The sequence below is a fragment of the Niastella koreensis GR20-10 genome (genome assembly GCF_000246855.1).
In the GTDB taxonomy this organism is placed as follows: domain Bacteria; phylum Bacteroidota; class Bacteroidia; order Chitinophagales; family Chitinophagaceae; genus Niastella; species Niastella koreensis.
On sequence record NC_016609.1, the window covers coordinates 6,748,381 to 6,764,039 of the forward strand.

At 40.3% G+C, this 15,659-nt stretch carries 16 protein-coding genes, 1 tRNA gene and 1 pseudogene; 10 read left to right on the forward strand and 8 right to left on the reverse strand.

The genetic code is table 11. From position 1 onward, the window contains the following. The first annotated feature begins 50 nt into the window (after positions 1–50). The 4 genes from NIAKO_RS26585 (at position 51) to NIAKO_RS26600 (ending at position 5,012) form a co-directional block, all read left to right on the forward strand. Entirely contained in the window at positions 51–620 is a 570-nt protein-coding gene (locus NIAKO_RS26585) for an RNA polymerase sigma-70 factor (RefSeq protein ID WP_014221556.1), read from the forward strand. Between the two features lie 49 nt (positions 621–669). Then, complete coding sequence (locus NIAKO_RS37225) at positions 670–1,647, forward strand: FecR family protein (RefSeq protein WP_014221557.1); 978 nt, start codon at positions 670–672, stop codon at positions 1,645–1,647. Between the two features lie 83 nt (positions 1,648–1,730). Next, positions 1,731–4,205, forward strand: a complete 2,475-nt coding sequence (locus NIAKO_RS26595) for a carboxypeptidase-like regulatory domain-containing protein (RefSeq protein WP_014221558.1) — start codon at positions 1,731–1,733, stop codon at positions 4,203–4,205. An 84-nt stretch (positions 4,206–4,289) separates the two neighbouring features. Further along, a complete protein-coding gene (locus NIAKO_RS26600; RefSeq protein ID WP_014221559.1) occupies positions 4,290–5,012 on the forward strand; it encodes a hypothetical protein in 723 nt (240 codons plus the stop codon). 46 nt (positions 5,013–5,058) lie between these two features. Here NIAKO_RS26600 and NIAKO_RS26605 read toward each other — a convergent pair whose 3' ends face one another. Next, positions 5,059–5,436, reverse strand: coding sequence for a hypothetical protein (locus tag NIAKO_RS26605; RefSeq protein ID WP_014221560.1), 378 nt, complete (start codon positions 5,434–5,436; stop codon positions 5,059–5,061). Positions 5,437–5,566: 130 nt separating this feature from the next. Here NIAKO_RS26605 and NIAKO_RS26610 point away from each other — a divergent pair, with 130 nt between their 5' ends. Beyond that, complete coding sequence (locus NIAKO_RS26610; protein WP_014221561.1) at positions 5,567–6,361, forward strand: hypothetical protein; 795 nt, start codon at positions 5,567–5,569, stop codon at positions 6,359–6,361. 76 nt (positions 6,362–6,437) lie between these two features. Then, positions 6,438–6,929, forward strand: a complete 492-nt coding sequence (locus NIAKO_RS26615) for a hypothetical protein (RefSeq protein WP_014221562.1) — start codon at positions 6,438–6,440, stop codon at positions 6,927–6,929. Between the two features lie 46 nt (positions 6,930–6,975). Here NIAKO_RS26615 and NIAKO_RS26620 read toward each other — a convergent pair whose 3' ends face one another. Next, entirely contained in the window at positions 6,976–7,545 is a 570-nt protein-coding gene (locus NIAKO_RS26620) for a DUF4337 domain-containing protein (protein ID WP_014221563.1), read from the reverse strand. A 193-nt stretch (positions 7,546–7,738) separates the two neighbouring features. On the opposite strand from NIAKO_RS26620, the gene NIAKO_RS26625 reads away from it, so the two are divergent. Further along, a tRNA-Ala gene (locus tag NIAKO_RS26625) sits at positions 7,739–7,812 on the forward strand. 739 nt (positions 7,813–8,551) lie between these two features. Here the strand turns inward: NIAKO_RS26625 and NIAKO_RS39840 are convergent. The 5 genes and pseudogenes from NIAKO_RS39840 to NIAKO_RS26650 all read right to left on the reverse strand — a co-directional run. Next, positions 8,552–9,331: pseudogene (locus NIAKO_RS39840) on the reverse strand (recombinase family protein); the annotation flags it as partial. Beyond that, positions 9,276–9,572 carry a hypothetical protein gene (locus NIAKO_RS26635; protein ID WP_014221565.1) on the reverse strand — a complete coding sequence of 99 codons (297 nt, stop codon included), beginning with the start codon at positions 9,570–9,572 and terminating at the stop codon, positions 9,276–9,278. The pseudogene NIAKO_RS39840 and the gene NIAKO_RS26635, both read right to left, overlap by 56 nt. Further along, entirely contained in the window at positions 9,562–10,017 is a 456-nt protein-coding gene (locus tag NIAKO_RS38230; protein ID WP_081195915.1) for a helix-turn-helix domain-containing protein, read from the reverse strand. Before NIAKO_RS38230 ends, NIAKO_RS26635 begins: the two co-directional genes overlap by 11 nt. 145 nt (positions 10,018–10,162) lie before the next feature. After that, entirely contained in the window at positions 10,163–11,038 is an 876-nt protein-coding gene (locus tag NIAKO_RS26645) for a helix-turn-helix domain-containing protein (protein ID WP_014221567.1), read from the reverse strand. Further along, positions 11,031–12,185, reverse strand: coding sequence for a HEPN domain-containing protein (locus NIAKO_RS26650; RefSeq protein WP_014221568.1), 1,155 nt, complete (start codon positions 12,183–12,185; stop codon positions 11,031–11,033). The genes NIAKO_RS26645 and NIAKO_RS26650 overlap by 8 nt, the downstream gene beginning before the upstream one ends. A gap of 690 nt (positions 12,186–12,875) precedes the next feature. Here NIAKO_RS26650 and NIAKO_RS26655 point away from each other — a divergent pair. From NIAKO_RS26655 to NIAKO_RS26665, 3 genes are all read left to right on the forward strand, one after another. Next, a complete protein-coding gene (locus NIAKO_RS26655) occupies positions 12,876–13,100 on the forward strand; it encodes a helix-turn-helix transcriptional regulator (RefSeq protein WP_041347344.1) in 225 nt (74 codons plus the stop codon). A gap of 153 nt (positions 13,101–13,253) precedes the next feature. After that, positions 13,254–14,579 (forward strand): AAA family ATPase, encoded by a 1,326-nt coding sequence (locus NIAKO_RS26660; protein WP_014221570.1) that lies wholly within the window; start codon positions 13,254–13,256, stop codon positions 14,577–14,579. Next, the gene (locus NIAKO_RS26665) at positions 14,576–15,262 is read left to right on the forward strand and encodes an HNH endonuclease family protein (protein ID WP_014221571.1); all 687 of its coding nucleotides are present in this window, start codon (positions 14,576–14,578) and stop codon (positions 15,260–15,262) included. Before NIAKO_RS26660 ends, NIAKO_RS26665 begins: the two co-directional genes overlap by 4 nt. A 121-nt stretch (positions 15,263–15,383) precedes the next feature. On the opposite strand, the gene NIAKO_RS39845 is transcribed toward NIAKO_RS26665, so the two are convergent. Continuing rightward, positions 15,384–15,554 carry a hypothetical protein gene (locus NIAKO_RS39845; protein WP_394365465.1) on the reverse strand — a complete coding sequence of 57 codons (171 nt, stop codon included), beginning with the start codon at positions 15,552–15,554 and terminating at the stop codon, positions 15,384–15,386. Positions 15,555–15,659 lie beyond the last annotated feature (105 nt).

The window sequence follows — 15,659 nt, forward strand, 5'->3', positions numbered from 1 at the left end:
TTAATTCGCCATAACGTATCTATGGCATTCAAAATTAAAAACCTGTTCTTGTGAATCGCAACGATCTTTATGTGCAGTTCAGGCAGTTATTCCGGGGACTTTATAAACCGCTTACTCAATACGCTTATTCGCTTGTACTGGATCATGCAATTGCAGAAGATATAGTGCAGGATGTATTTGTAAGGATCTGGGAAAAACATGCAGCAATTATTGACTCTCCACAGGCACGCCCTTACCTGTACCGGGCAGTGCGAAACGCCTGTTTCAACCACCTGGGAGCAAAAAAGAAAATCCAATTACACAGCCTTTCCGATATGGATCCGGCAGAAGAAGAAAGCTTAACCTGGACAATCACAGAAGAACCTGTAGAAGAAGACATTCCCAATTACCGGGAATTATTAAAGCAAGCCATTGAACAGCTGCCCGAAAAATGCCGGGAAGTTTTTCTGCTAAGCAGAACAGGAAAGTTGAGTAACCAGGAAATTGCCGATCAGTTGGGCATCTCCATAAAAACGGTTAACAACCAAACCTGGAAGGCCATGAAGTTGCTGCGTTCATTTGTGCACAAGGCTAAAAGCTGGCTATGGCTCTTCATCACTATTTTTTTCACCAGATATTGATTGCAGGCTAGGAGTTTTTAATAATTCTGTGTCTTAGTAATATACAATTATGATACAAGTTCCTGAACATATAATACTGTTGATTGAAAGCCAGTTAAAAGGCCAGCTCAGCGAGGCGGATGCGCAAACACTGCAACAGTGGCGTGCAGAAAACAAATCGCATGAGCTTATTTACCGGCAGCTGGAAAAGGTTTGGCAGGAATCAGGTTCCATTTTACAGGAAACCGGTTACGACGAAGAACAGGCCTGGAACAAAGTTGATCAGCGCCTGGCACAGAGCAGGAACAAAGGCACCATTCGAATGATCACCCGCCTGGCAGCGGCAGCCTGTATTATAGGCCTTTTATTTATAGCAGGTTGGTTGCTTTACCAAAAGCGACATCCTGCCATGGAACTGGTAAAGGCAGATCAAATGAACATCCCTGTTACCCTGCCCGATGGTTCGCAGGTAACATTGCGCAAAGGGGCTACCCTTGCTTACCCCAAAGCATTCAACAGCCACATCCGCGAAGTAACGCTTACCGGTGAAGCCTGGTTTGAAGTGCAACATGATAAGGCCCATCCTTTCCTGATTCAAACAACAAGAGCAACGATGGAGGTGCTGGGCACTTCATTTACCATTAACACCAATGACAAAGAGGATGAACTGGTGGTAACCACCGGCAAAGTGTTGTTCAGCAGTAAAACCGATACCGCAGCAAAGCAAATCATTTATCCGAACCAGTATTGCACGCTTACCAATAAAGGGTTTGAGGTAAAAACACAGAACGATCCCAATTTTCTTTCCTGGAAAACAGGCATAATAAAATTCGATAATACGCCCATCAACCAGGTGGCTACGGTTCTATCCAATTACTATAATCTGAACATTCAACCAGATAGCCAGTTGATGAAGCTGCCTGTTATCCCAACAGTTACGGCAAAATTCAATCAACAGCCAATAGACAGCGTACTTACAGAAATAAAATTGCTTGCCAATATCAGTAACAGGAAACAAAACGATACCATCCTGTTTTATAAACAATAAAGCATTATAACCTTTTCCTATCCAGCATGTCAACTCAGCGTATACTTCTCCTGGCTCTTTGCACTATATTGTTCACAAACAGTATGGCGCAGCACCGGTTATTAAGAACAACCTTCGAATGCAGGGCAGCACAGGGAACCGCGCCCGGATTATTACATGAGCTGATTGCTTACTGCCCGGTAAATATTGAATTTTCTCCCACCCTGCTCGATAATTCGCAACGGCTTAAATTACCCGCCGGTGAAACCACCATTGGCGCTGTACTTACGTTAATCCTGAAAGGACAAAAAGTAGCTGTTATTGAAAGAAATGATAAGCTAATTATTATAGCTGCCACGGAACCATTGGCGCCTGGCGCCTTGCTGGAGAAATATGTGCTGTTCGGCTTTATTCAACAGGAAGGCAGCCTGGAACCGTTGCCATTTGCCACCATCAGGGAACCGGCAACAGGCATATCGTGCGAATCAAATACAGCTGGGTTCTATAGCCTGAGCCTGCCAGCAGGCGCTCACACTATTGAAATTTCCTTCTCAGGCTGTAATACCAGGATTATTGAAGTAGACCTGCAACACAATACCCGTTTCAATTTGGCTTTGATAGCTGCGCTGTTGCCGGAAGTAAAGGTAAACACGGCGAATACCCTGAAACGCGATGCAGGCAACAAACTGGATAATGAACAATCCGGCATGTATAGCAATATGCTTGGCCAAACCGATCCGGTACGAGCGGTTTATTTACTGCCAGGGAATATGGAAACGCAGGAAACAGGCGGTCAGTTAATTGTTCGGGGCGGAGAAGCGGGAGAAAGTATTTTCCTGTTGGATGGCAACCGGGTGTTTAATCCCGCGCATTTATTAGGTGAGATAGCAGTAGTAAATAATACCAGCGTAAAATCGGTAAAACAATATAAAAATGATTTTCCAGGCCGGTACGGCGGAGCCGTATCTTCTATTACCGCTATCCAAACCAAAGATGGTAATATGGAGCACTGGCATGGCGAAGCAGAAGCGGGTCTTACTTCAGGCGCCATTACAGTGGAAGGCCCGCTCACAAAAAACCGGACAGCCCTGATGATCTCCGGCCGCAGCAGCCTCGGTGATGCCACTAAAGACATCCTGGCGTATGATGCATTGTTTTCAGATTTTCACATTAAACTCACCCATCAGATCAATAAGAACAATAAGCTGCTGATAAGCGGCTATACAGGCAATGACCGAGTGGAACTGAACCAGGACAATAACAACTATCTGCAGAAATGGAGCAATGGATTGTTTACCGTTAACTGGAACCTGGTTACCGGCAAGCGTTCGTTTATTAACACTTCCCTGAATGCAAGCAATTTTGACAATTATGTTGGGTTGAAATACGCCTCAACAAGTACTACCATTGGAGGGATACCTATATTCAAAAGCACCGCATTCAATAATTACGCAAAGGGAACGCGGTTCGAAGCCAGGACAGCTGTTGAATTAACCGCTTCGCCCAACCTGCAATTCCAGTTTGGGGCCCAGTTTGAACATGTAACTATTCTCCCTTATAAAACCCTTGTAACAACAGAATTTGAAGAAGACTATCTCCAATATTCAGCTCAGCCCACACTTCCTTTTAATAATGCAGCGCTCTGGTATGAAAATGAGATAAGGGTAGGTAATAACTTATTGCTCAGACCGGGAGTATATGCCAACGCCTATAGCGTAAACGGATATAACAACCAGTCATTGCAACCCCGCTTTTTTGCCAGCTACAGATTGGATAATCAGCAACAGCTGAGTTATTCATATTCGCAAACAGGCCAGGTATTGCACCAGGTTACCAGCCCCTACCCCGGCATAAACCGGGAAATATGGTTACCTGCCAACAGCAGCTTTCAGCCGGTTATCGGCAACATGATCAATCTGGGGTATCAATATAAGAACAGCCGCCTTATAAACTTCAATGCCGATGTTTATTATAAGGCCATTAACCACCTGGTTAACTTTTCCCCCAAAGCCAACGTTCTTTTTTATAGCGATTCCATTGAAAACAAGTTAATCACCGGTAAAGGCAATAGCTTTGGACTAGAGTTGGTAGCCGAAAGAAAGTTCAGCAAATGGAAAACGCTTTTATCTTATACCGTTTCCTGGAGCTGGCGCCGTTTTGATAGTATCCAAAATGGACAACGGCAACCTTACCGGTATGACCGGCGTCATAACCTAAACTGGTTGTTCAGCTATCAGCCCAAACCCTCCCTGGAAATAAGCGTGCTCTGGCATTTTAATACCGGCGACTGGATCACCCTACCCACCACCATTCCTGCAAACCCCGATGAAGAAATGAACAATGCTGCCTTCAAACCTTACCGGGGACAGGTGTTTAACCGCGTAAATATTAATGCCACCTGGTACCTGAAGACATGGAAAAAGTTCAGCCAACAACTAAACGCCGGGGTTCACATTATGGACCACACCGAACAATACACCACCCAATTTTCAACTACCAATAACGATTATAATATCGACCTGTTTCCCGACCAGCTTTTCAAATACACCTGGTACCTTGCTTACAATATTAGCTTTTAATCGTATCTGAATCTTTTTTAAAAATATTCCTCATCCGGATAGGAATAATTCAAAAAGCCAGGTTATATGTGCAAATAACAAAACATGACAACAAGAAACCTGGCAGCAGTATTCATTTCAATAGTGATCCTTAGCGCCTGTGGTAAAGACAGTAGCATGCCGGCAGTCAATCCGCCAACAAATTCCAACGGAAATCAAACAGACAACCCCAACACTTACAAACCAGGCAACACTTTATTAATAGACGACCTGGTATTGTATACGACTGATGGCGCCCACCGGGATGTTCAACTAATCAAAGACTTTATGACCCGGAACTTTCCTGACGATGTATCTATATTTGATTACGGGCAGTCATCGGTCAGCTATAACAACAACGCATTAAGTCTTACTTTTCTCGACAGCAACAAGGTAAAGCTGAAAGATTCTGTATTTGAGATTGTTAGTAAAAGTGATAAAGAAATGATGCTGTCGTCAAAAGATTCAAGCGATATGCCTGGCATCGAAAGCACCTGGCTAGGCCATTGTATGATATTGTATAACCAGGTGCCAAAATACAATGCCTGGTCAATTTGCAATGCAGCCGGTGGCAATTGTAAAAAATACCGCAAACAGTACCCGGTAATGGTTTCCGGTAAAGACTATTACCTTCCTTTATTGAAATACGCCCTGGTAAGTAACTGCAGTATATTTATGTATGATGCCGCTCCCATGCCTAATTATCTTAATGAGAATATAATAAATGGCATGTTGCAGAATAAAGACTCCTTACTGGTTCAGGTGAGCAGGTTAAAAGTATCGAAATAAACGATGGACAATTTATAAATATGCAAAAGGCCCGAACCAACGGGCCTTATCTTATATCTTCCGATTTTCCCGCAACCAGTCTGAATTTATTGTGATTTTCCGGATGACTTTCAATTGCAGTGTACACCTGCATAAACCTGTCCTGCAATTCAACACGGTTAAGCTTTTCAGCCATTCTTGCTGCCAGCTCCCGGTTGTTTTTTAAATCCAGAAAAACCATCCCCCTGTTCCCATTGTTCCATACCAGCATACAAATAAACCTGCCAACGGGTAGTATGATCGTTTCCTTGCTGGGCATGAAGGAGATTGGCATGTCTAATGACATCATTTTAAGATTATGAAATACTTTGCCTGAATTAGAGACGGTTGCCTTTATTTGATCTGAACTTATTTCATCTACATATAATGGGAAGGGTGCAATCATAAAGGGGGTATAACTATCCCAATTTACATAATATATCCCTGTTTTTTACCGTAAACCTGAAAACCGTTAACTGTTAACCATCGCCAAACCAGGCTATTATTTTGTCTTCCATTTACCTTACACAGGCATTATGGAAAATTCATTTATTCATATTACAGACGCGCTCATCCTTTGCATTTTCCTGTTTATTGCTATGCTGTTAATGTTTCAATTGGGTAGAATGTTAGCGAAGAGCTGGAAACAGGAAGAGAGCGAATCCAAAGGCATAAGCATCCTGCTTACAGCCATATTTGGCTTGTCGGCTTTTATCCTGGCCTTTACATTTGGCATGTCTGCATCTCGTTATTCTAACGTGCGCGATCTTATCATAGAGGAAGCTAATAATATCGGGACGGCGTCACTTCGTTCAAATTTGTATTCCGACAGTGTGAATGATGCCTTCCGTTCGGATTTCAAAAAATACATCGATGCACGTCTTTCTTATTATGAACATATCACTGATAAGGATTTAATAAACAAAGCGAAACTGGAAGCAGAAAAAGTCCGGGTGGATTTATGGCAGCGAGCGGCCCAACAATCAAAACTACCCAATATGCTTATCCCGTCAAATAATATGATCCCCGCATTGAATAGCATGTTCGACATTGCCGCCACAATTGAAATGACTTTATATGCACGAGTGCCCGACCTGGTAATTTATATGTTGTTTATACTTGGACTGGTCACCAGTTTTATCGGTGGCTATGCCAGTAAGGATATCAGGAAAAAAGACTGGATCATTATTGTAGCTTTTGCCCTATTCTCATCTATGGTCACCTATATAACACTCGATCTGGGACGGCCTATGCGGGGCATTATCAAAGGGAATATTGGAGTACAGGCAATAATGGATGTAAGCAAAAGCCTGGGGTACCTGGTAAACTGAACGTTTAACCGTTACATGGCTTTTTCCGGATCGTGTTCGAAATGTGTTTTGTAGCTTCAATTATTAAACTCATGACATGAAAAAGCTATCTATCTATCCATTTATTTCCGTTGTACTTTTATTCATGTCATCATTTGTGATGGCGCAAAGTAATAAAGAAGATATCGATATTATTCAGTCGGCTTTTGGTAAAGACAAAAAAGACCTGGTGAAAGATTATATGGAACTGTCTGCAAAAGACAGTGCTGCTTTCTGGAAACTGTATGATGAATATGAAGATAAAAGGAAGTTAATTGGCAGGGAGCGGATAAATCTTCTGGAGCAATATGCCAACGAGTATCAAAACCTGGATAACGCCAAAGCTGAAAAACTGGCTACCGGCATTTTAAACAACGATGCCAAATACAACACGCTTTATCAAACGTATTTCAAAAAATTCACTACCGTCTTTGGGGCTAAAAATGCCGCCAAGTTTTTACAACTCGAAATGTATGTGCAAACGTATGTGCGGGCCAATGTGATGCGCGAAATTCCATTAATAGGTGATCTTGAAAAACAAAAGCAATAAAAAAGGCCTGCCTGGTTGCAGACCTCTTTTTGATTGTATTGTCTATCTAACCGAGTATTTTAGATATAAGATCCGAATGCAAACTAATCTTCAGAAAAGCGGCCAGTCCCAGAATGATCCCCAATAAGCTTACTGCACCTGAAAAATAAAGCAGCCACTTTTTTTGGGTTAAAGCCGTAATACCAAACATGGCGATTGCTATAGTTAGCAATGCATCCGTCATGTCAAACTGGTCATCAAAAAGGTTGATATCGTCATATTCCTTTGTAAAACCCTCCGCCTGGGCTTTTATTTCATTCTTTTCTTTTTCATACCTGGCTATTTGGTCTTCATACTTTTTGATCAGTGAATCATTAGCCCTGGGGGTTTGAAGTTTAAGCATTTCGAGGGTATTTTCGGCAAGCGACTGTTTTGTACTCTTTGCCTGAAAATATGACCAGGCATCGATACTGTGCGCCTGGGCCTGCGACATGGCCTGAACCACATTTCCATCTTTTACATTGCAAAGGGCCATAAAGGTTGCGGTTATTGCCACGAAAAGCGCAACCATTGAATTGATCTTACTTTTGTCTGCCTGCTCAAGAGGCTCCTGAATTGTTTCTGCTATCTCGCTCATGTTGAATGTTTATTTTCCGGTAGAATGGTTTTAATAACAGCATCCAACGTTAAAGGACTGGAAATTTGTACGTGAGGAGGGGTATATTAACAAAAGCATTACGAAGGGAATATTTTTTTGGACAGAAAAAAGGATAGCTCTATATTTGCAAACTCTAAAATAATCGACACCTTTTATAGAATGTTGATTTTCTGGGGAATTAGCTCAGTTGGCTAGAGCGCTTGCATGGCATGCAAGAGGTCACCGGTTCGACTCCGGTATTCTCCACTCCACCGGACGGCAGCGAAAAAAGTGTTTCGCTGCCGTTTTTTATTTTGGTGAAAGCCGCTTCAGGCGTGAAAAGCGCCTTAACGATTGCGTTATCAGAATTGGTTCGAACTTTTCCATCTTTAAAATGGAACTTCTCCGGAAAGGTCGAACCAAGGAACTGAAACTTCTCTTCCGGCGTGGCGAAATCAATCAGCACATTGAGGTGGCGCAGAAAGAAAAAGCCGTATTCGTTTATCTTCTCTTCCTCTGGGTCTTTTTGTTCAAAGCTGGCTATTTGCCTGGCTAACCTTTCGATTTCCGGTTCAATCCTACTTTTGATATTTCTGTAATCACCTGCATCAATTCCGCCATCTAACATTAATAGCTGTGCATTTTCTAATCTTTTTTGATAGACTTCCAGTTCCTGCTTTAGTTTTTTATACTCTGTTGCCTTGTCCTGCCCATTGGTTTGGTTCGCTTCCTTCAATATCAATTCCATTGATTTGAATAGTTTCTCATTATTAGCGATAGCTGTAAGCTGCCCATAAAAGGAAGCGTTGGCATCAGCCGCCAGAAACCTTTCTTTGCAGCCAGTTCTGCAATGGTAGTAGAAGTAGCGCCCGCCGTTACCCTTAGAGCCGCTGCCTGTTAATATTCGGTTGCACCTGGGGCAGGTCAAAAAGCCACGCAAAGGCAATTCTTCTCGTTGGGTATGCTTTGCTGGCTGGTTGTTCTTTTTTCTTTTTCCTTCCAGGATATCCTGAACATCATAGAACAATTTTGTAGCAATAATTGGCTCATGCTTAGCCTCTACGATCATGGCAGGATCTACTTTATAAGCTGGCACTCTTATCTTTCCAATGTATGCAGGGTTGCGGAACATTTCATGAAAAGCGCTGCGTTTAGTTTTCAGTCCTTTTCTATGCGCCAACATTCTCAGATGGTCTATGTGGTGCAAGCCGGTAGCCATTTCTTCAAATACCCACTGCACCAGGGAAGCCTTTTCCGAAGGAATAATACATGCTTTATTATTTTCATCCCGACTACGTTTATATCCTACTGGGGCTGGTCCCATCCATCGTCCTTCTTTCATGGCTTTGTGAATACCATCCGATATATTTAAGGAACGCCGGTCGTTTTCCACTTCTGGAGCAGCCAGGTAAATGGCCAGCATAAACTTGTGCTCTGGGATATTCATGTCTAAGGGTTGCTCGATAGCCTGTGGCTCTACGCCCAGTTTGTTTAACTGGCTGATCATGCTGTATGCATCGGCTGCATTTCGGGAGAAACGGTCCCATTTTAAAAACAACAGCAAGTCGGCAGAGTGCTTATTACTTTTAAGGAAGGCCAATAGCTTTTTAAATTCAGGCCGGTCAAAGGTTTTTGCTGAATGATCTTCTTTATAAAAGCCAGTTACTTCTATATTATTTAACGCACAATATTTACGAAGTCGCTCTTCCTGGTAAGATAAACTAAACCCCTCAGCTTGCTCGTCGGTACTCACTCTGACATAAAGGATAGCTTTGCGTGTTTTCATATTCTTGTATTTGCTGTTGTTTGATTAGTGTATATTCCTTCTCCATTCTTTGGCTGACGGCAATTATCATCTTCGCTACCGAATACAACCAGTCCCTGATTTTGATTAATTCATCATCTGAGTAACTATGGTGTTCATCATTCCAGATCGCTTTCAATTGTTGCAGGCTAACTTTTTCAGGTAGGCTATCCGTTTCTACAGTATTGGAGTTTTTGGGAATGGCTTTTAATTTATTTTTCATATAAATATTGGTTTAAATGTTCTTTAGAAAAGAGATGCCTTCCCCGTTTTGTATGTTGTAGTGTTTGTAGCCTTCCTGCATATACCAAAGAATAAACTCTTGATACAGACAGGTGCAGGTAAGTTGCAGCTTCCTGTAATGAAAGTGGCGGTGAGTTGATTTCCTGGAAGGATAGTCTTGACTGGATTTTATCCAGTTTGGTAATCAATGTGTCTAACTTCTGCTGGATAAGCTTTAATTCTTCATTCATAGATATGGTATTTATAGTTGGTACCATAAGATCAAATGCCAGGCCTATTTTGTCATGGCTAACTCGACCAAAATTTCTAACGGAAAGAACTGGTAAAAAGCGATAAAAAGTGTAAACTTCTTTACCAATAAACCATCTAAATAAAGTCTTAAAATCAAAATCCGGGTTTGTTTTGTGGCATATTGTCACTGACATTGATAGAAAACATGAATGCCATACGGTCAGGCATTCATGTAATGTTTAGTTGCAATTAACCCGATAAATTATCATGTTCCTATTAAGTACGCTTCAGGATACATTTAAAAACAATTAAGGACAATTAAGGATTATTAAAGATTAATCAGGAACGGGTTGCGTTGTCATTGAGATAATAAGCTGCTTCCACCAAACAATAGATGTGTTCATATAGTAACAGTAGGAAAGAACGTTCAATTCCATCGTCATATCCGACACCTTCGTTTGAAATACCAGCATCTAACCAGTTCCAAAATAAAAAGCGTATCTGTTTTAAAGTATATTTTTCATAAAAAGATTTAAGAACCTGTTCAGGATTCATTACTTGTTCGTAAACCAAATCACGAGGTTGATCCTGGGATTGTGTCGTAGGGTGTGCATCCATTGATTCCCTATCTCCAACAGCATTTTCCCATTTGCCTCTTTCATTTATCAAGTGTATGGCTTCCAGTAATACAAGTAAATCTTTATAGAAAGTCATTAACGTTAAACGAACGTTCTCTTCTTCACAACTACTTTTATTATTGGCAATAGCTGCTTTCATCCAATTCCAGGTATCATCACGAATAGAATCAATATCCCGTACTTTAAAGACTTCCTGAATAACCTGGGTAGGATTTTGAGCGGCTTTTTCCAAAAGAAGCTCCGGTATTTTTTCAAGCTCACTGGATTCGCCTATTGCATTTAAATTGCTTGCTTCTTCCTCACTCAATTCTCCGTTCTCGACTGCCTGCTTTTTTAATAATACAATCAATTCGTCCTGGGTAGCCATTAATTGATTTTGCAGGCCAAGAATATAGAAATAACAGGTTTCGCTTTTGAAGAAGGCATCCAGGTGTTTAGCCGTTTCAAATTTAAGAATGGATTTGCCTGCTTCCAATTCGGCATATTGCTCTTTGGAAATATGTAAAGCATTGGCGACCGCTTCCTGGCTTAGATTGTTCTTTTCGCGGAAATAGCGCATGAAAATATTTTCAGTCATGTTGGGTAAACTTATTGGTTAAGGAATCCATTTTTTCCTGAAAAACCTGTGTTGTCTTGTCATGAAGCTTCTGTATGAGACGGAATAATGACTGTAATTGATTATGCTCAATTTGAAAGTCATCCTTATATCTCGCATGTACATAGGCCTTATACAAAAGATGGAGCAGTTTTTTGTTTTCCCCTGGGCCGGAATGAAAAACTTCCTGCAATTCAGGAGCGCATTGCCTGGTGAAACGAAGTAGCCTTTGCAGATTATGGGTCACGTAATTATGGCCAGTGAGTGCATACAGGATGGCACGAAGGCAATGTTCGGTCGCCTGTTGCAGCATAAAAGCAGTCAGGCCATTATCTTGTTTCAGATGGAAATAACCAGCCCCCTCATAGAATAGCTGAGCAAGGTGAAACGTTTTATTAAAATCCTCTTGAGCTTTGGTTTTGATGGCCGCTAAATCAGTAATGGCTGGAATGGGCAATGGAAACCGGCCATCATCATATATCAGGTTATCAGCAGTGCAAGCAAATGAAAAGAAGATATGCCCTTCTTTGATTAACCTGTAAATTTCGATTGCTTTCGAAAAGCTGATCATAACATCTGCAATACCCTTGCATGCAGCTTCAATGGCTTCCTGAAGTTCTTTATGAGCTTGTTGTGACTTTCCGGGTAACAATATCAAGAGATCATACTGGGCAGCATGGCCAGCGTTATCGATTCCCTGGGCATCCAATAGGAATATCTTTTCAGCCTCAGTTATTTTAACAGTAATGTCAATAATCCTTTCCAGGGGATCTGCTTCCGGTTGAAATACTTCAGGATCGGTTGAAATGATAGGTGTTTCTGTTTTTGTATCATCTTCAGTATCTATTGCCTCTACGGACTCATTTCCAAGAATTACCCACGCTGCTTCAATCAGCTTTTCAATATTATCGTGCAGGGTGACATACTCCAGGGCCTCCACATCTTCTGCACGTAGAGCATCGGTTAGCCATTCCTTGAGGCACAAACGGATGTCTGATAGAGTATACCAGGTGAAGAATTCTTTCAGGATATGATGAGGATTGTTTATTTCATTACAGGTGAGCCGGAAAGGTTGTTGGTGCCAAACTGGCCAATTGGATAATATTCGCTTGTTTAATGGTGTGTTCATTTGGAAAAGTTTAAAGGTGAATGCGTATGGATGGAAAACGGGGGGATAGCCTTTACGGGCAATAAGATATTGTCCAGCTATAAGGATGGTAGCCGATTGCGGATATGCTTAAAAAATCAGAGAATTAGAAGATAGTCAACACAGTTATAACGGAGTGTGAGGCTTTCCTAAGGGAATAACTTGTAAAGGCGTAGAAAATGTGGTTAAGAAGCTTATATGCTTTGTGTAAGTAAATGCAGATGTTTGTTTGACAGGTAGTATTGAACAATGCATAAAATCGCATTTGAATCGAAGAGGAATTAAGGTCCACTTGTAAAGACTACCTTGCAGGGATTGAAATAAAATTGCGTGGGTTAGTCCTTACCGATTCTGAAGGGCTGCGACACCCCAAATCACGAATAAGAACGCCCACGCAATAGCGTGAGCGATTTACCTTATTTCTCGTGATTATTGAAAGGTCGCAGTTTTCAGAATCGAGAATAAAGCAAACACGCTTAAAATATCTTATGTGTTCGCAAAAATAGAGTCTAGTTATCTAACTATCGTCAATAAGTTGTTTTAGTGTAAATACCATATTGAGCTTAAAGATAAACAATGGTTATTAAATAACCAATAATGGCTTATTAATAACCAATATTGATAATTTAAAAAATACCTAATAAATTGCTTTTCAACCTTATAGGAAAATCAATGGCAAAAAGGGAGAAAGTTAATTTAAACAGGCTTAGGATTGTCCTCGCGGAAAAGAATAAAACCAACAGGTGGTTGGCTGAACAATTAGGGGTAACTGAAGGCACGGTATCTAAATGGGCCACCAATACACATCAACCTACCCTTGAAACTCTATATCAAATTTCTGTATTGTTTAAGATAGATATCCATGATTTGATAGAGTCAACGTTACCCAAAAAATAAGTAGGAAATTAATTTTCGTCACAAAAATTAGTTCCACAATTAGCCAAAAACATAAATAGTCGCAAAGAAATATGTCAAGTAGTATTTTAAGAGGTCATTAAAAAATACTTGGGTAGAAGAAGTTAATTTATACAAACAACTAATATAATCAAAATGTGGGTAGAAGAGCTTTCGGTTGATAATATTAAATGCTTCGATAAAATAAATTTGAAATTAGGAAGTAAAACAGAGCCATACAAATGGGTAACACTTCTTGGTGAAAATGGAGGGGGCAAAAGCACAATATTACAAGCTTTAGGATTATTGTTAGCTGGACCGGAGGGAGCTACGCAGTTGCTTAGGCCAACAGGATGGCTAAGAAACGAAGACCAATATGGTCGTATTTCAACAAAAATACACAAAGGAGCGAATGACCCTGGTAAATTTGGAGAACAAAAAGCAAGAACATCATTTGGTTATTCTTTTTTAATAACAGGAAGTAAGAAGATTACCATACGTAAAAAGCTTTATACGGAACCTTCAATAGTAGAAAATAAAGACAAAATATTAACATGGTTAAGGCAAAATGCGCTTACTTCTAATGGACAAGGATGGTTTGCTTCTGGATATGGTGCATTTAGAAGACTAACAAGGTCTGGTAGAGTAATAGTTCCGTCTTTAGCACCCCAAGAGAGATTCAATAATTTTTCATCGCAGTTTAAGGAGGATGAGGCTTTATCTGCATTTGAACAATGGATGGTTTATTTGGATTATAGAATTGCTAAGGGGGATAGTGGTAGTTCAAAGCAAGCGGAAAAACAAAGAGATTTAGGCGTGTATGCTATAAATCAAATTTTGCCCCCAGGAGTAAAATTTGATTCAGTAACAGATGACGCCAGAATACTATTTGATATAAAGGGTATGAAGGTTGCGACTTTAAATTTAAGTGATGGTTATAGAAGTGTCCTTGCTTTAGCTGGTGATTTAATTTGGCGCTTACTTGATCAATTTCCAGAAAGTGATGATCCCCTCAAAGAAGAAGGTGTCGTTATTATTGATGAGTTAGATATCCACTTACATCCACTTTGGCAAAGAAGTATTCCCGACTTATTAAGAAGTCAATTTCCTAATATTCAATTTATAGTTGCAACACATAGCCCATTAATTGCGGCTGGAGCTGGCGAAGATGCCATTACATATCGATTCACCTTTAACAATGGGTCAACTGATGTACATCAAATAAGAAACATTGCTTATTGGAATGTTGATAGAATTTTACAAAGTGAAGCTTTTGGTTTGGTTTCTCCTTTTTCACCTCAAGTAGAAGCTAATATAGAAAAATATTATATCTTAAAGAAAAAAGCAAAACTTACACAGGCCGAAAAAAATGAATTACAAACGACCCTGCCCTTTGTTGAAAATTCAATAGGTTATGGAGATAAAGAGAAATCGGAAACGGAAAAAAAACTAGATGAATATTTGAAAAATCATTGGAAATGATACGTATTATACGTCCTGTTGAACCTGTAGTTCTTACAAATAATAAAAAAGAGTGGACTCGGGTATATCTTACAGCTAGAGAAGTTTATAATGTTACCCCTACTCCCAACAACAAAAGAGCTAAAGCAAGTGCTGAATCTAAGTATAATCATATCAGTGTTAAAGAAGCTTTACTTATGGCATGTAACAGTAAATGTGTTTATTGTGAAAGTCATATTACGCATATTGCTTATCCCCATATTGAACATTTTAAACCCAAGGCTAAATTCCCGAAGCTTTGCTTTGAATGGAAAAATTTATTCCTAGGTTGTACTATATGTAACGGTCCAACATATAAATCGGATAAATGGCCTACATCTAGCAAAGGCGGACCATTTATTAATCCTGAAACCGAAAACCCCAATACTTTTTTTAATTTTATTTTCGATGAAAAAACTGGTGTTTCTTTGGTACACCCGAAGGGAAAGAGGGCTCGAACTACTGAAAAAGAGCTTGGATTAAACAGGATTGAATTACTAAAACATCGGAATCCAGTTGTTAAGAAGCTTGCTTATATTGCTCTACAAGCGAGCAAGGGAGATAAGGCTGCATTAGCTGAACTTAAATTTTGCATGGAGCCAGATCAAGAATACTCAGCATTTGCTAGGTCTTTTTTTAGGAAATTCAAACTTAAAATGAAATAAAATAAAACAGCATCTTGCTCGCAATTAAGAAATATTCTACCTTTTATTTACTTTTTCAGCGCCGCAATGATTGTTCTAAAGTTATCTAAGCCTGCCTCCAGGTTATCAATTATATCTTGTGCTAATTCATAAGGGTCAGGAAGGTTATCAAGATTCGCAAGTGATTAGTGCGGTAGTCATATACCCATACGTCTTTGGTCCAGAGATTTTTGCTGGACGGCTTACCATCCCAGAGCAGCACGTTTGCTTTTACACCATTGGCATAAAAGATACCAGTAGGTAATCGTAGTATCGTATGAAGATCGGTTGTCTCAAGTAGCTTTTACTAATAGTTTCACCAGCACCTACTTCAAACAAAACGTTGTCAGGCAATACTACTACTGCCTGACCCGTTCGC

Coding starts and splice junctions, on each gene's coding strand:
- NIAKO_RS38230 (WP_081195915.1), bottom strand. CDS start 10,017: ATGTCAGTGACAATATGCCACAAAACAAACCCGGATTTTGATTTTAAG.
- NIAKO_RS26615 (WP_014221562.1), top strand. CDS start 6,438: ATGAAAAAGCTATCTATCTATCCATTTATTTCCGTTGTACTTTTATTC.
- NIAKO_RS26605 (WP_014221560.1), bottom strand. CDS start 5,436: ATGATTGCACCCTTCCCATTATATGTAGATGAAATAAGTTCAGATCAA.
- NIAKO_RS26635 (WP_014221565.1), bottom strand. CDS start 9,572: ATGAAAAATAAATTAAAAGCCATTCCCAAAAACTCCAATACTGTAGAA.
- NIAKO_RS26660 (WP_014221570.1), top strand. CDS start 13,254: ATGTGGGTAGAAGAGCTTTCGGTTGATAATATTAAATGCTTCGATAAA.
- NIAKO_RS37225 (WP_014221557.1), top strand. CDS start 670: ATGATACAAGTTCCTGAACATATAATACTGTTGATTGAAAGCCAGTTA.
- NIAKO_RS26650 (WP_014221568.1), bottom strand. CDS start 12,185: ATGAACACACCATTAAACAAGCGAATATTATCCAATTGGCCAGTTTGG.
- NIAKO_RS26595 (WP_014221558.1), top strand. CDS start 1,731: ATGGCGCAGCACCGGTTATTAAGAACAACCTTCGAATGCAGGGCAGCA.
- NIAKO_RS26665 (WP_014221571.1), top strand. CDS start 14,576: ATGATACGTATTATACGTCCTGTTGAACCTGTAGTTCTTACAAATAAT.
- NIAKO_RS26610 (WP_014221561.1), top strand. CDS start 5,567: ATGGAAAATTCATTTATTCATATTACAGACGCGCTCATCCTTTGCATT.
- NIAKO_RS26620 (WP_014221563.1), bottom strand. CDS start 7,545: ATGAGCGAGATAGCAGAAACAATTCAGGAGCCTCTTGAGCAGGCAGAC.
- NIAKO_RS26655 (WP_041347344.1), top strand. CDS start 12,876: ATGGCAAAAAGGGAGAAAGTTAATTTAAACAGGCTTAGGATTGTCCTC.
- NIAKO_RS26645 (WP_014221567.1), bottom strand. CDS start 11,038: ATGACTGAAAATATTTTCATGCGCTATTTCCGCGAAAAGAACAATCTA.
- NIAKO_RS26600 (WP_014221559.1), top strand. CDS start 4,290: ATGACAACAAGAAACCTGGCAGCAGTATTCATTTCAATAGTGATCCTT.